A 14603-nucleotide genomic window follows, 5' to 3' on the forward strand; every position below is an offset into this window, starting at 1 on the left:
GCCGTCAGCAGCTCTGCCACCACCAGACGGCGATCGATCGGGCACCATGTGAGCGTTTCGAACGCAAACATCGGCAGATCGCCACCCTCAACCTGTTCCGGCTCGGTCACATAGATCAGGTTCTCGATACGAATGCCAAACTGGCCGGGACGATAATATCCCGGTTCATTGGACAGGATCATGCCGGGCAGGAACTCCTGCGTGGCAAGACGGGCAATGCGCTGCGGCCCCTCATGCACAGAGAGATAGGAGCCAACGCCGTGGCCCGTGCCATGGCCGTAGTCGACGCCTGCCTTCCAAAGCGCAATACGCGCCAAGGGATCGAGATCGCAGCCACGGGTTCCCTTGGGGAAGCGCGCCGCACTGATACCGATCATGCCTTTCAGAACCAGCGTGAAGAACTTCTTCTGCTCAAAGGGCACATCACCAATCGCAACCGTGCGGGTAATGTCTGTTGTGCCGTTTACATATTGCGCACCGGAATCGACAAGGAACATCTCGCCATCATTCAGCATCCTGTCAGTCGGCGTGGTGACGCGGTAGTGAATGATCGCTGCATGTTCACCGGCACCGGAAATCGTGTCGAAAGAAATGTCCTTGAGCGGGTTCTGCATGCGTGAACCAACGCGAGCACGCGACCGCTCCAGCATTTTCACCGCTTCGATTTCGCTGACGCTGCCAGGTTCGGCATTATCGAGCCAATGGAGAAACTCCACCATCGCAGCACCATCCTGCAGATGGGCGGCAACGCTGCCATTCAGCTCGGCTGCGTTTTTGCAGGCGCGTGGCAGCTTGGCAGGGTCAACCACTTCAACCAGTTCACCACCGGCAAGCGTGATGGCGTTGCGCAAGGCAACCGGTGCGAGGTCGGCATCAACAGCAATTCTTGCGCCATCCCCAGCGTGACGGCGCAGGCGCGCCTCGATCTCCGATGGCGGCAGCTGCACGGCCAGTTGCGCCAGATAGGCCTCAACCTCGATGCCGGTCTTTCGTTTATCGAGGAAGATTTCCGCCGTGCCATCAGCAAATATCAATGCCCGCGCCAAAGGATGCGGCGTGTGCGGCACGTCATTGCCGCGGATGTTGAATATCCACGCCACAGAAGACGGCTCACCGATCAGCACAGCCTGCAGGTTTGCAGCGGTCAGATCCTCGGCAATGGTGGCGATCTTTTCACGCGCCAGAACACCAGCATGTATTTCAGTCTGAATCGTCACCGCGCCCAAAGGGTCGGACGGACGGTCTTTCCAGACAGCATCAAGCGGATTGTGCTGCAACAGAACAACCTCACCGCCAGCATCTTTCAGCGAGGCTTCAAGCCGGCGCAACTCCGCGCCGGTATGCAGCCACGGGTCGATACCGAGACGAAAGCCCTTCGGGGCATTTTTCTTCAACCAGACCGGCGGCGGGGCATTGACGAGATCGCCACCGGTGAACACATCACCATCCACCTGTTCAACCAGCTGCGTCGTATAACGACCGTCAACAAACACGATAGCCTGCGTGCGCGTCACCAGAATGACACCGGCCGAACCCGTAAAACCGCTGAGCCACGACATGCGCTCGGCCGAGGCCGGGACATATTCGCCCTGATAGTCATCCGCGCGTGGCACCAGAAAACCGTCGATACCAAGAGCATCAAAAGAAGCCCTCAAGGCCTCAACCCGCTCACGGCCATATTGCGGGGCGGAAGTGGTTTCAAACGACTGAAACATGAACTGCTTTCCAAAAGATTCCATTGTGGCCGCGAATTTATCGCCGTGCTGCCGATGGGTCCAGCCGAAAGAACGAACCGAAACCGACGCAGTTCTAAAAAACCGCCATATCGCCTAAGCATTTGCATATGTTTTGCGCAAAAAAGCTGCAATCTGCATACGAGACACCCCTAGGCATGCGTTATACGCATAACACCATTGAAGTGAGCCACCTACCTGAACTGAAAAGTATCACTTATGTTCTAATCATCGAAGGGAACACGAAGTTTCCTTCAGTATGTAAGGAACACGGCAATGGCAAAATCTTTCTTCCGCACAGCTTTCGATCGCGTTGTTGAAGCTCGCGAACGTCAGGTCGGCCGTTACGTAAACGGCGCGCTCCTGAACCTTGACGACCAGTCCCTCAAGGCTCTCGGCACCAGCCGCGAAGAACTTCGCCGCAAGGGCACCAGCTACGTATTCTGATTGTAACGCCAGGCCTGCTTTCTCCTCCTCCCGAAGTGGCCTGGCACTGGAATACGTTTCCCGTTTGAGCATCCTCCCAGCTCGCGGGTGATCAGCATGACTGATCGAAGGGCGACGCGAAAGCGTCGCCTTTTTTCTTGGCCTACATTCAAATCCAGTGAAACACGCCTGCATCCGACGCATTGCTTTAAAATGCGATGGCATTTCAACGGTGGACAGACCTGCCCGCTCGCCAAGACGATCAGATTTCAAGTGAAGCGCGGTTGTTTGCGCAGGTGGCCATCACTTACGTAAGTGAATCGTCACCCAGCCATTGCGCCATATGGTGCGCACGTGGCTCAGATGTTCACCATTATAAGCGGCCAGAACCTTCCAGCGCTGTGATGCCAGAATACCGGACAGGATGACCGAGCCGCCCGGCGCCAGATGGGCGACCAGCTGCGGCGCCATCTTGATCAGGGGCCGTGCCAGAATATTGGCGATGATCAGATCGAACGGGCCGTGTTTGGCAAAGGCATCCGAATGAAACCCGGGCGCTGTTTCCAGCGTCATGCCCTGGGCAATACCGTTGAGACGCACATTTTCCTTGGCGACACCCACGGCAATCGGATCGATATCGGTTGCCAGAACCGGAATGCGGCGCATCTTGGCAACGGCAATGGCCAGAACACCGCTGCCGGTGCCCAGATCAAGCGCGTTGCGCACCGTGCGGGCACGCACAACCGATTCAATCATCTCAAGGCAGCCGGCCGTCGTGCCGTGGTGACCTGTGCCGAACGCCTGTCCGGCCTCGATTTCGATGGAGAGATCATTGACGCGAACCTTGTCGCGGTCATGCGAGCCGTGAACCAGGAAACGCCCTGCCCGCACCGGCTTCAAACCTTCCAGCGACTTGGCAATCCAGTCAATATCGGGAATGACTTCGCGTGCGACGGAAAGATGCGGGAAGGCATTTTTCAAAAGCGTGTCTAGACGCTCGCGCACTTCCTCTTCTTCCTCCAGCAGGAGATAGACGGATGCCTCCCAAATGTCTTTCTTTTCATCGACCTCGGTCGTGGCGATGGCAATGCCATCTTCCTCGAAAACCTCGGTCATGACATCCAGTACCTGACCGGCCTCGATTTCGGTGGTCGTCACATAGAGGCGGATCTCGCTCACGGCAGCATCTCTTTCGGAAATTATCGGACTTGCCTGCCTTTGCCACAAAAGCAAGCGCAGTCCAATAGCTCGAAAGAAGAAAGCGACATCAGCCCTTCAGGAGATTTTCCAGTTTCTGGACCGCAACATCAGGGTTTTCGCCATAGGCAATGGTGCTGACGAACCGTCCTTGCGCATCCAGCAGGAAGACGGATGCTGTGTGGTCCATCGTATATTCGCCGTTCGGGTCTTTTTCATCCACCGGCACGCGCTTGGCGTAAACGCGGAAGCTCTTGATCATTTCTGCGATCTTGTCCGGTTCGCCAGCAATGCCGGTAATGCGGTTGGTGACGTTGGAAATATACTGACCGAGAATTTCAGGCGTATCACGCTCAGGATCAACCGTCACGAAATAACCCTGCATCTTGTCGCCGGTCGGATCCACCTTCTCCATCCAGCCATTCAGCTCAAACAGGGTTGTCGGGCAGACCTCAGGGCAATGGGTGAAACCAAAGAACAATGCCGTCGGCTTGCCTTGAAATGCCTTTTCGGTGATCGGCTGACCGTTCTGGGCGACAAGCTGGAATGGGGCGCCGTAAGGACCTTCCGTCATATGCTGTTTTGTCTCAGAGAACGCAAAGGCAAGCCAGGTGACAACACCGGCCAGCACGGCAACAACACACCACAGAACGATACGGACTTTTCTCATGTCAAATCAGCCTTCACACCAAAATTGATGGCCGCCGATGCGGCAGACATCCCAGTCTCGAAAGCAGATAATCAAACTTGCCACCTACCGCAAATCAACAACCAGTTGATTACACCAACTGCGCGGATTTGCCGCCCTCACATGCCAAACGGAAGACAGTCAAAGGCACCAGGAAAGGCCGGTCTGCGAAAGGGTCAGGAAAATATCGACGCCATGCGTCATCCAGCCCTGAAATGCCAGCAAGCTGACACCCAGAAAGCTCAGGACAGCCACAGCCATCAGCAGCATGTGATTTGAGTTTCGCACGAACGTTGACATGCCAAGATGATAACATTGATGCCGCTGACCAACAACATTGACTAAACCTGAAAGACTCAGAAAAGACGCCGTTAGTAAAAGGTTAAACGGTTTCAGTGCATGATCGTCATGCGGCCTTCAAAGATAGCGACATGACGTCTGCCGGGTTTTCCAACAAGCCGGTCTTCCGCATCACCTGCCATTATGAACACCCGGACTTTAGCGCGTCCAGAACCGCCAGGAAGAATTCAGACCATGACGAATGCAATCAAGCAATCGGGTTCTCATCTCGAAATCGTTTCCTTCCATCTTGGCGATCAGGAATTCTGCATCGACATCATGGCAATCCGTGAAATTCGTGGTTGGGCACCGGTTACACCCATGCCGCACACGCCACCTTACGTTCTTGGTCTCATCAACCTGCGTGGCGCCGTTATTCCTGTCATCGACATGGCCTGCCGCCTCGGTATGAAAATGACCGAACCTTCCGAACGCTCTGCCATCATCGTCACCGATATCGGCGGCAAGCTGGTTGGCCTGCTGGTGGAACAGGTTTCCGACATGATGACCATTCGCTCGGAAGATCTGCAGCCGACACCGGAAATCATCCCTGAGACCCAGCGCAGCTTCTCGCACGGCATCGTCGCGCTTGAGAAGAGCATGGTCTGCTTCCTCAACCTTGATACGGTCATCGCGGAAGAACTGTCCCGCGAAGCCGCTTAAGGCCCTAAAATCACTGAGATTTTGAAACGGCAGGCCTCACGGCTTGCCGTTTTTCCATGTGGCGTTCTGGCCATAAAGTGGCACGGTGGAAATCGCCATCTTGGCTGAGCCGTCGCTCAACTCACGGGTATGAACGAGATAGATCAGCGTATCGTTCTGCTTGTCGTAGATCCGGGTCACAACAAGCTTTTTCCACACCAGCGACATCCCTTGGCGGAACACTTCCTCACCATCCTTGGAAAGATCGATATCACCGATCTCGACCGGTCCGGTCTGGTTGCAGGAAATGGCATTGTTGGACGGGTCTTCAAACCAATTGCCGTTTTTCAGCCGGTCGATCACACCGCGCTCGAAATAGGTGACGTGACAGGTCACGCCTTTGACTTCCGGATCGGCCACGGCCTCGACAATAATGTCATTGCCAATCCAGTCGACCCCGACCTCACCGACCACTTGCGCATGCGCAGTGCCAAGTGGGGCAACAACCAGCAAGCCGACCATCAGTTTTCGTAACAGGGATAATGCCATTCCAGCCTCCATTGATTATACCAAACATAGGATCACGGCGAAGGATGGCAAGTTGAAAGGCGTGTCGTTTTAACGCCGCCGCATGGTGCAGGGCTCATAGCCGGTCGAATGCACCTTGCCCGCCACCATGCCGATCTTGGCCGGAATGTCACGGATTTCGGCGACCGCCACCGATTTTGCCATTTCAATGGCCGCTGCTGCACAAACCGCCGCATCTTCTGCGGCATTGTGGTGCACGAAACGCATGCCGAGATGCCCGGCAATGATGTTGAGCTTGTGTGAAGGCAATTGCGGCCAGATTTTCTGGGACATTTTTACGCTGCACAGGTAGGAAAACGTCGGATAGATCTGCCGATATTTGTCAAAGCAGGCCCGCAAGACGCTGAAATCAAACGCAGCATTATGGGCGATCATCGTCGCTCCCTGAAAATCATCCAGAAACTCGTCCATTACCTCCGGAAACTCTGGCGCATCCTCAACCGTTTCGGGGCGAATGCCATGAATGGAAACATTAAACGGTGAAAAGCGCATTTCGCGCGGACGGATCAGCCGTTCCTCGACACGAACCACCTGACCATTTTCCACCCATGCCAAACCGACAGAACAGGCGCTGCCGCGCTCTTCATTGGCAGTTTCAAAATCGATGGCGATGGTCTTCAAAAGGCGATTCCCGGTTTGCTATGGCCCGACATAGTACAAATACGCTGAAAATTGAACCTTCGCAGCATCACCGCGCCACAGACCAAACATTCAGGGCTTCTATGAGCAAGCAAGTTTCGGGTGGCACGACCTGCGAATGGCGCTACACCAGAGCATATCAAGGCAACACCAGGTAGGGGCACGCAATGGCAACAGTACAAAAGCAGATGAACGCAACGGAATGGGCCATGCTGATTGCCCTTTCCATCCTGTGGGGTGGCTCCTTCTTCTTCATCGGTGTCGCCGTAAAGGAATTACCGCCGTTCACCATTGTCACACTGCGGGTTGGATTGGCGGCTGTTGCGCTGCTCATCGTCTGCCGCGTCATGGGGTTGAAACTGCCTAGAGAAGGCCGCATCTGGCGCGCCTTTTTTGCCATGGGCATTCTCAACAACATCATCCCCTTTTGCCTGATCGTCTGGGGCCAGACGCATATTGCCAGTGGTGTTGCCTCCATTCTGAATGCCACGACACCACTGTTCACCGTCCTCGTCGCGCATTTTCTGACGATCGATGAAAAGCTGTCACCCAACAAGCTGGCTGGCGTGCTGATTGGCTTCGTTGGCGTTGCCACGATGATCGGCCCCTCGGCCCTTGGCGGTAGCGGTTCCAACCTGTGGGGTCAGCTTGCCATATTGGGTGCAGCCACATCTTACGCTTTTGCTGGAATTTTTGGCCGCCGTTTCAAGACCATGGGCGTGGCACCGCTGATGACCGCAACCGGCCAGATTTCATCATCAACCCTGATGCTGATCCCGGTAGCCCTGTTGATTGACCAGCCCTGGACACTGGCCATGCCAAGCACCTCCACCTGGGCTGCCCTGCTCGGCATTGCCCTGCTCTCCACCGCGCTTGCCTATCTCCTGTTCTTCCGCATTCTTTCCAGTGCCGGTGCCACCAATCTGGCGCTTGTCACCTTCCTTATTCCGGTCAGCGCTATTCTGCTTGGCTCAGTGGTTCTCGGTGAACAGCTGGAGATGAAACATTTTGCTGGCATGGCGATGATTGCCGCCGGTCTGATTGCCATTGATGGCCGCTTGCTGCGCCGCCTCAAAACGGCGAGTTGATCCTGGCTCAACGCGCTCTATTGCGGCTCCCAATAGGGCGGTGAACCAAACGCCTTGCGCAAATGGTCCGCCAGCGCTCTCAGCTTGGCCGAGGGACGTCTGCCTTCGGGATGGGCAATATAGATGAATTCGTCTTCTGCCTGTATGCCGACATCAATCACGGTCAGGCTACCATCTCTGATGGCAGGGCCAGCAATAAAAGTTGGCAGCAGCGCAATGCCAAGCCCCGCCACCGCAGCGTCGCGGATCATATCGCCATGATTGACCCGTAGGGCGACCTTTGCCCTGACGATGACGGCCCCGTTTGGGCCGACAAACCGCCAGTCCGCCACACCACGATTGGTGTAGAATATTCCGTGATGTCCCTCCAGTTCAGCGGCATTGTGGGGTGTGCCATGCTGTTCGAGATAGTTTTTCGATGCCACCAGCAGACGTCGGCTGGGCGCCAGCTTCCATGCCATCAACCGTGAATCGACAATCGGCCCGTGCCGCACCACGGCATCAAATCCGGCCGACGACACATCAACCCGTCGGTCATCCATATCCAGACTGACCTCGAGCGCCGGGTTCTGCAGCAGAAATGGATAAAGCGCCGGGCCAAGATGCAGCCGACCGAAGGTCACCGGCGCAGACAGGCTGAGCGCGCCCTTGAGGTCGCCACGCCGCTCGGCCATGTCATCGGTGGCATCCCGCACCTCATTGACGATGCGCACTGCCCTTTCCAGAAAGGAACTGCCATCTTCCGTCAGACTGAGGCTGCGGGTTGTTCTGTGCAGCAATGTCGTGCCCAGAACACGCTCGAGTTCCGACAGCCTGTCGCTCACCACCGATTTCGACAGATTGAGGCGGCGCGATGCCTCGCTGATCGACCCGGATTCAGCAACGGCCACAAATGCGGTTATTCCTTCAAGCTTCATCATTGTTCGGTTTTTCCGGAAAGCTGAGCCAATACTTGCAGACTAATCAGAACAATTGAAAAAAGCCATATTCGCTGCAGGCAAACACGCCACTCCAAACAAAGGAAAATGATCATGACACGCTTGCAGAACAAGACAGCACTTATCACTGGCGGCACCAGCGGCATTGGCCTTGAGACTGCCCGCCAATTTATCAGCGAAGGCGCACGGGTCGCCGTTACCGGCACCAACCCAGCCACCATTGAAAAGGCCAAGGCCGTGCTGGGTGACGATGTGCTTTATATCCGCGCCGATGCTGGAAACGTTGCATCCCAGAAAGAAATCGCCGACCAGATCGCTGCAAAGTTCGGCAAGCTCGACATCCTGTTCGTCAATGCAGGTGTGGCTGAATTCCGCACCATGGACCAGTGGGATGAAGCTGCCTTCGATCGCTCGATCTCGGTCAATGTAAAAGGCCCATTCTTCCTGGTGCAGGCGCTGCTGCCTGTTTTCAGCAACAAGGCTTCTATCGTGCTCAACACTTCGGTCAATGCCCATATCGGCATGCCAAATTCCAGCCTCTATGCGCTGACCAAGGCAGCCCTGCTGTCGCTGTCCAAGACATTGTCGGGTGAACTGCTTGGCCGTGGCATTCGCGTCAATGCCGTCAGCCCCGGCCCGGTTGAAACCCCACTGCATGAAAAGTTCGGACTGGATGATGCCGGTAAAAAAGCCATGGCTGACTCGATTGTGGCGCAGATCCCACTCGGCCGGTTTGGCCATGTTGCAGAAATTGCCAAGGCCGTCGTTTTCCTGGCATCCGATGAGGCAAGTTTTACGGTTGGTGCCGAACTGATCATCGATGGCGGCATGATTACCCTGTAACCTCTGCCCCTCCCAATCCTGATTTTCCCGGAGTGAATGAAATCACCCCGGGAAACAGCATTGACATCAAGACATATGCCACGCATTTTCACGCCATGATCAACAATGGAACCATCGTGATGCTCAACATCGTGACCACCGGCACCCCGGCGGGCACAGGATTGTTGATGCGTTAAATCGATCATCCATCCAGCCCTGCCAAAACGAGCAGGGTTGATGAAACACCTGCTCTCCGGTCCCCAAAATAGGAGAACAGGCATGTCGCCAGCCCAAAACCAAAACCTCGAACATGCTGAGTCCGACCGTGCCGATGTCACCGTGCGAGCAACCCGTCTGGATGATGTGGCGGCGATCACCGAAATCATGAACCTTCCCGGCGTTCGCCATGGCACCTTGCGGCAACCCTTTCAAAGCGTTGAGAAAACCCGCAAATTCATTGAAAGCGCCTCGCCCAACGATATCCAGGTTCTGGCCGAGTGGCGCGGCAGGATCATCGGCAATGCTGGCCTTCACCGCAAGGTCGGCCGCCAGCTTCACGCCGCATCGCTCGGCATTGGCATTCACGATGATTTCGCTGGCAAGGGCGTCGGCTCGGTCCTGTTATCAGCTCTGATCGATGCCGCCGACAACTGGCATGACATCCGCCGCATTGAACTCAGCGTCTTTACCGACAACACGGCCGGAATTCATCTCTACGAAAAATTCGGCTTCCAGCATGAAGGCATCCTCAGGCAATATGCCTTTCGCAATGGCGAATATGTCGATGCCTATATGATGGCGCGCATACGAGGTTGATGACCATACTGCTGCCCTCAACGAGGTGGGGGCAGCAGCACCCGTCGCTCAGCCACCAATCAGCGCCAGCCACTCGTCCTCATCCATGGTCTGGACACCAAGCTCGACAGCCTTGGCGAGCTTGGAACCGGCACCGGGACCTGCCACCAGAATGTCGGTCTTTTTCGACACTGAACCTGCCACCTTCGCCCCAAGGCTTTCCGCGCGCGCTTTGGCCTCATCACGGGTAAACTTCTCAAGCGAGCCGGTAAACACCACCGTCTTGCCGGCCACCGGGCTGCCCTCTGTCGATGGCTTTTCAGCCTCCTTCGGCTGCAGCTCGGCAATCAGCTCATCGATGACCTTCACATTGCGCGGTTCCTTGTAGAACTCGACGATCGAACGGGCGACAACCTCACCAATGCCGTCAATGCTGTTGAGCTCGGCCCAGGCCTCACCCGTCAACGGTGCAGCGGCTTTCATCGCCTCTTCAAAATGTTGGTAAGTGCCATAGGAGCGTGCCAGAAGCTTTGCCGTGGTTTCACCGACATGGCGAATGCCAAGCGCAAAGATCAGCCGGTGCAGGTCGATGTCACGACGCGCATCGATGGCATCGAACAGCTTCTTGACGCTGACCTTGCCGAAACCGTCGATGTTTTCGAGCTTGGTCAGATGAGACCCTTCCTGACGTTTTTTCAGTGTGAAAATGTCAGGTGCAGTCTTGATCGACAATGCAGGGTCTTCGCTTTCAAAGAAGAAATCGATCTGTTTGGTGCCCAGACCTTCAATATCGAAGGCGTTGCGTGACACGAAGTGTTTGAGGTGCTCCACCGCCTGCGCACGGCAGACGAAACCGCCAGTGCAACGGGTCACCGAATCGAGTTTTCCGGTCTTTTCATTGCGTTCACGCACCGCGTGGCTTTTGCACACCGGGCAGGTCTGCGGAAACTCGTAAGGTGCGGCATCCGCCGCACGTTTTTCAGGGATGATATCCAGCACTTGCGGAATAACGTCACCAGCGCGCTGCACGATAACGGTATCACCGACGCGGATATCATGACCAACCGGGCGAATACGTTCGCCGCTATTGCCAATACCCTCGATATAATCCGCATTGTGCAGCGTGGCGTTGGTCACCACCACACCGCCCACCGTCACCGGGGTCAGGCGCGCCACTGGCGTCAAAGCACCTGTGCGGCCAACCTGAATGTCGATGCCTTCGACGATGGTGAAGGCCTGTTCTGCCGGGAATTTGTGGGCGGTTGCCCAGCGTGGACTGCGTGAGCGGAAACCCAGACGCTCCTGCAGATCCAGACTGTCTACCTTGTAGACCACGCCGTCGATATCATAATCGAGATTGGGGCGTTCCACGCCGATTTCCCGATAATGTTCAAGCAGTTGCTCAATGGAATTGATTCGATGCATCAGCGGATTGACCGGGAATTTCCACTCGCGGAATTTCTCAACGATGCCATATTGCGTGTCGGACAGACGCGTCGCCTGCCCGCCATTGGAAACCTCACCCAGCGCATAGGCAAAGAACCGCAACTTGCGGGCCGCCGTCACCTTCGCATCAAGCTGACGCAGCGATCCGGACGCCGTGTTGCGCGGGTTCACATAGGTCTGTTTGCCCTCGGCCTCCATCTGCGCGTTGAGCGCCAGAAAGTCGCTCTTGGCCATGTAGACTTCGCCGCGCACCTCAACCACATCAGGCGCATCGGCTGGCAACGTGTTGGGAATTTCAGAAATGGTCAGGATATTGGCCGTGACATTTTCACCTGTCGTGCCGTCCCCACGGGTCGCGGCCGATTTCAGCCTGCCGTTTTCATAACGGATCGACATGGACAGCCCGTCGATTTTTGGTTCAGCGGTGAAGGCAATCGAATTGTCCGGCAGTCGACCAAGAAAACGATAGATCGACGCGATGAAGTCCTGCACATCCTCGTCGGAAAACACGTTGTCGAGCGACAGCATCGGTCGGGCGTGAACAATCGGCGCAAAGGTCGGAAGCGGCGCAAAACCAACCTTTCTGGATGGGCTGTCAGCCCGCACCAATGTCGGAAACGCCACCTCTATCGCATCGTTACGACGCTTGAGTGCATCATAGTCCGCATCGGAAATCTCCGGTGCATCCTTGCCGTGGTAGAGCGCATCGTGCCGCGCCAGTTCGGCTGCGAGATAGGCAAGCTCAGAAGAAGCCTCAAGTTCGGTCAGTTTATCAACCGGGGTCAGTTCGTTTGCCATGGATGCCTCGCGCATGAATCTGCAACGCTTGTAGCGAATTATTTCGGCATGCAAAACCATCGCTTTGCAAAACACAGAAATCGATTATCCTGAAAATCCGGATCGACAAAGAACCGGAGACATCGATGGAAATTACCACGCTTCTGGCATTCGCCGCTGCATTTTTCGTTTTCGCAGCCAGCCCCGGCCCTGACAACATGACCATCATCGCCCGCACCATCACCCATGGCGCGGCCTCCGGTTCTGCCTATGGCGCAGGAACCGTCGTCGGCATTCTGGTTTTCCTGACGCTTGCCGCTTTTGGCCTCTCCATTCTTGCCAGTGAAATGGGGATGGTCATGACGGTGCTGCGTTACGGTGGTGCGACCTATCTCATCTGGATGGGCATTAAAATGTGGACAGCAGAGCCTGTTGTTCCGCAGCTGCAGCCCGCAACCAATCGGCGTGGCCTTTTGCCTGTCTTCATGACTGGCATTGCGCTCAATCTCGGCAATCCGAAAATGCCGCTATTTTATATTGCTTTGTTGCCCAATGTCGTGGGTCCATCGCTCACCCTTGATCACCTGGCGGCTCTTGCAGCCATTGTGATTGCCGTGGAAATGGTGGTGATTGGTGGCCATGTCGCACTTGCCGTGCGGGCTCGTAGCCTGTTACGCCAGCCTCACATCGTGCGGCGGGTCAATCGCACCGCTGGCGGCATCATGATCGGTTCCGGTATTGCAGTGGCCACGGCACGCTGAATTCAAAAGAAGTTTTGAGTGAGTAAAATGACGATCAGCACCGACACGATGCGCATCCTGCAGCCCTACCCCGGCATCTACGCCTATTATGATGGCCGGATGAACCGGCGCCTTTATTCGCCAGAGCCCAACTGGCTGGATGACGGCGCCTATACGCTGGGCACCGCCTCCTATGCCATCGTCTCAGAAGGCCATGCGCTGGTCTATGACACACACATGTCGCTCGACCATGCCCGTTTCATCCGCAACCATCTGCAAAGCCTTAATGTCAGCAAGATCACTGTTGTGCTCAGCCACTGGCACACAGACCATATTGCCGGAAACGAGGTGTTTGCCGATTGCGAAATCATTGCGCTGGTTTTGACCGCAGACACCATGGATAAAAACCGTGAGGCGCTTGCCAAACGCAATCCGCCGATTTCCCCTGTGATCATGCCGACGCGCACCTTTGACACCAGCATGACCCTGCCAATCGGTGATCGCATCATCGAACTGCATCATTTCGATATTCACAGCGCCGATGGCAATGTGATGTGGCTGCCGGAGGACAAAATCCTGTTTGCCGGCGACACGCTGGAAGACACCGTGACCTATGTCTCTGAGCCGGAACATATCGCCACCCATATCCAAGAGTTGAAGCGCCTGCGCCAATGGCCGATTGCGAAAATCCTCCCCAACCACGGCTTGGAGCAGCGTATTGTCGATGGTGGTTATTCACCTGATCTGATTGATGCCAACCGTGCCTATCTGGAGCGCCTGACCGGCCCGCACGGTCTTGCACTGGCTGACAAACAGACGCTTGAAGACTTTGTGGCACCGGAACTGGCGAGCGGTGCGATTGTCTATCACGCCGAATACGAAGAGGTTCACCGCCACAATATAGATGCTGTCAGGAAAATACGGGCCTTTTGAGGTCCGCTTGATGGCGTTAGTTGCCGTTTAGTCCTTGGCGGCGAGAAGACGTGCAGCAGCAGCTCTCGCTTCATCGGTCACGGATGCACCGGCCAGCATACGGGCAATTTCTTCGGTGCGATGTTCAGGCTGCATTGTCGCCACCTTGGTGGCAATGCGCTCGGTACCATCGCCAGTTGGCCCTTTGGAAATCAACAGATGTGTCGCAGCCCGTGCTGCCACCTGCGGGGCATGGGTAACCGACAGAACCTGCACTGTTTTTGACAGTCTGCGAAGCCGCTGACCAATCGCATCGGCCACTGCACCACCCACACCGGTATCGATTTCGTCAAACACCAGGGTTGGTGCTGAGCCACGATCGGCAAGAGCAACCTTCAATGCCAGTAGAAAGCGCGAGAGCTCACCTCCCGACGCCACCTTCATGATCGGGCCAGGGCGTGTGCCGGGGTTGGTCTGAACGTGGAATTCCACAACATCGATACCGTCAGCCGTTGCCGCCTCGGGATCTGTCGTCACTTCGACGGTAAAGCGCGCACGCTCCAGCTTCAAAGCCGGAAGTTCTGCCATCACGGCATCAGACAATGCGCTGGCCGCCTTTTGCCGCTTTTGCGACAAGGCAACTGCGGCATGGTCAAACTCGGCTTTGACGACCTGTAAATTCGCGTCCAGCTTGGCGAGCGTTTCTTCGCCAGCATCAAGCTCGGCAAGGTCAGCCACCATCTTTTCGGCCAGGGCTGGCAGATCGGTGACCGGCACGGAGTATTTACGGCCTGCAGCCCGCAGCGAAAACAGACGCTCTTCAACGCGCTCCA

16 protein-coding genes and 1 pseudogene are annotated in these 14603 nt (G+C 56.0%); 8 read left to right on the forward strand and 9 right to left on the reverse strand.

Translation table 11 applies throughout. From position 1 onward, the window contains the following. On the reverse strand, positions 1–1715 hold a 1715-nt coding region (locus RT613_RS02350; RefSeq protein WP_313612658.1), incomplete at its 3' end, for a M24 family metallopeptidase. Between the two features lie 294 nt (positions 1716–2009). Between RT613_RS02350 and RT613_RS02355 the strand changes: the two genes are divergently transcribed. Then, positions 2010–2180, forward strand: coding sequence for a hypothetical protein (locus RT613_RS02355; RefSeq protein ID WP_313612660.1), 171 nt, complete (start codon positions 2010–2012; stop codon positions 2178–2180). A 282-nt stretch (positions 2181–2462) separates the two neighbouring features. Here RT613_RS02355 and RT613_RS02360 read toward each other — a convergent pair whose 3' ends face one another. The 3 genes from RT613_RS02360 to RT613_RS02370 all read right to left on the reverse strand — a co-directional run bounded on the left by RT613_RS02360 (position 2463) and on the right by RT613_RS02370 (position 4314). Further along, complete coding sequence (locus tag RT613_RS02360) at positions 2463–3338, reverse strand: 50S ribosomal protein L11 methyltransferase (protein WP_313612662.1); 876 nt, start codon at positions 3336–3338, stop codon at positions 2463–2465. 88 nt (positions 3339–3426) lie between these two features. Further along, complete coding sequence (locus RT613_RS02365; RefSeq protein WP_313612664.1) at positions 3427–4026, reverse strand: SCO family protein; 600 nt, start codon at positions 4024–4026, stop codon at positions 3427–3429. Positions 4027–4185: 159 nt separating this feature from the next. Then, positions 4186–4314 carry a hypothetical protein gene (locus RT613_RS02370; RefSeq protein WP_256435703.1) on the reverse strand — a complete coding sequence of 43 codons (129 nt, stop codon included), beginning with the start codon at positions 4312–4314 and terminating at the stop codon, positions 4186–4188. A gap of 264 nt (positions 4315–4578) precedes the next feature. On the opposite strand from RT613_RS02370, the gene RT613_RS02375 reads away from it, so the two are divergent. Then, the gene (locus RT613_RS02375; protein WP_192488531.1) at positions 4579–5046 is read left to right on the forward strand and encodes a chemotaxis protein CheW; all 468 of its coding nucleotides are present in this window, start codon (positions 4579–4581) and stop codon (positions 5044–5046) included. Positions 5047–5082: 36 nt separating this feature from the next. Here RT613_RS02375 and RT613_RS02380 read toward each other — a convergent pair whose 3' ends face one another. Continuing rightward, the gene (locus tag RT613_RS02380; RefSeq protein WP_409558744.1) at positions 5083–5574 is read right to left on the reverse strand and encodes a CreA family protein; all 492 of its coding nucleotides are present in this window, start codon (positions 5572–5574) and stop codon (positions 5083–5085) included. A gap of 69 nt (positions 5575–5643) precedes the next feature. Then, positions 5644–6234, reverse strand: coding sequence for a 3'-5' exonuclease (locus RT613_RS02385; RefSeq protein ID WP_313612667.1), 591 nt, complete (start codon positions 6232–6234; stop codon positions 5644–5646). Between the two features lie 185 nt (positions 6235–6419). Here RT613_RS02385 and RT613_RS02390 point away from each other — a divergent pair, with 185 nt between their 5' ends. Continuing rightward, positions 6420–7340 (forward strand): DMT family transporter, encoded by a 921-nt coding sequence (locus RT613_RS02390; RefSeq protein ID WP_409558745.1) that lies wholly within the window; start codon positions 6420–6422, stop codon positions 7338–7340. 17 nt (positions 7341–7357) lie between these two features. Here the strand turns inward: RT613_RS02390 and RT613_RS02395 are convergent, their stop codons facing one another. After that, a complete protein-coding gene (locus RT613_RS02395) occupies positions 7358–8260 on the reverse strand; it encodes a LysR family transcriptional regulator (protein ID WP_313612668.1) in 903 nt (300 codons plus the stop codon). A 111-nt stretch (positions 8261–8371) separates the two neighbouring features. On the opposite strand from RT613_RS02395, the gene RT613_RS02400 reads away from it, so the two are divergent. The 3 genes from RT613_RS02400 (at position 8372) to RT613_RS02410 (ending at position 9916) form a co-directional block, all read left to right on the forward strand. Continuing rightward, positions 8372–9121, forward strand: a complete 750-nt coding sequence (locus RT613_RS02400; RefSeq protein ID WP_313612669.1) for an SDR family oxidoreductase — start codon at positions 8372–8374, stop codon at positions 9119–9121. A 32-nt stretch (positions 9122–9153) separates the two neighbouring features. Continuing rightward, the gene (locus RT613_RS02405) at positions 9154–9297 is read left to right on the forward strand and encodes a hypothetical protein (protein ID WP_313612670.1); all 144 of its coding nucleotides are present in this window, start codon (positions 9154–9156) and stop codon (positions 9295–9297) included. Positions 9298–9379: 82 nt separating this feature from the next. Beyond that, positions 9380–9916, forward strand: a complete 537-nt coding sequence (locus RT613_RS02410) for a GNAT family N-acetyltransferase (protein WP_313612672.1) — start codon at positions 9380–9382, stop codon at positions 9914–9916. 48 nt (positions 9917–9964) lie between these two features. Here the strand turns inward: RT613_RS02410 and ligA are convergent, their stop codons facing one another. Further along, positions 9965–12139: an NAD-dependent DNA ligase LigA gene (gene ligA, locus RT613_RS02415; protein WP_313612673.1), complete on the reverse strand. Its 2175-nt coding sequence runs from the start codon at positions 12137–12139 to the stop codon at positions 9965–9967. Between the two features lie 125 nt (positions 12140–12264). Between ligA and RT613_RS02420 the strand changes: the two genes are divergently transcribed. Together RT613_RS02420 and RT613_RS02425 are read left to right on the forward strand one after the other, a co-directional pair. Then, positions 12265–12879, forward strand: coding sequence for a LysE family translocator (locus RT613_RS02420; protein ID WP_313612674.1), 615 nt, complete (start codon positions 12265–12267; stop codon positions 12877–12879). A 27-nt stretch (positions 12880–12906) separates the two neighbouring features. Beyond that, the gene (locus RT613_RS02425) at positions 12907–13791 is read left to right on the forward strand and encodes an MBL fold metallo-hydrolase (protein WP_313612797.1); all 885 of its coding nucleotides are present in this window, start codon (positions 12907–12909) and stop codon (positions 13789–13791) included. A 27-nt stretch (positions 13792–13818) separates the two neighbouring features. Here RT613_RS02425 and RT613_RS02430 read toward each other — a convergent pair. After that, positions 13819–14603 (reverse strand): annotated as a pseudogene (locus RT613_RS02430) (DNA repair protein RecN); the annotation flags it as partial.

This window comes from Agrobacterium sp. (genome assembly GCF_032092815.1).
Lineage (GTDB): Bacteria > Pseudomonadota > Alphaproteobacteria > Rhizobiales > Rhizobiaceae > Agrobacterium.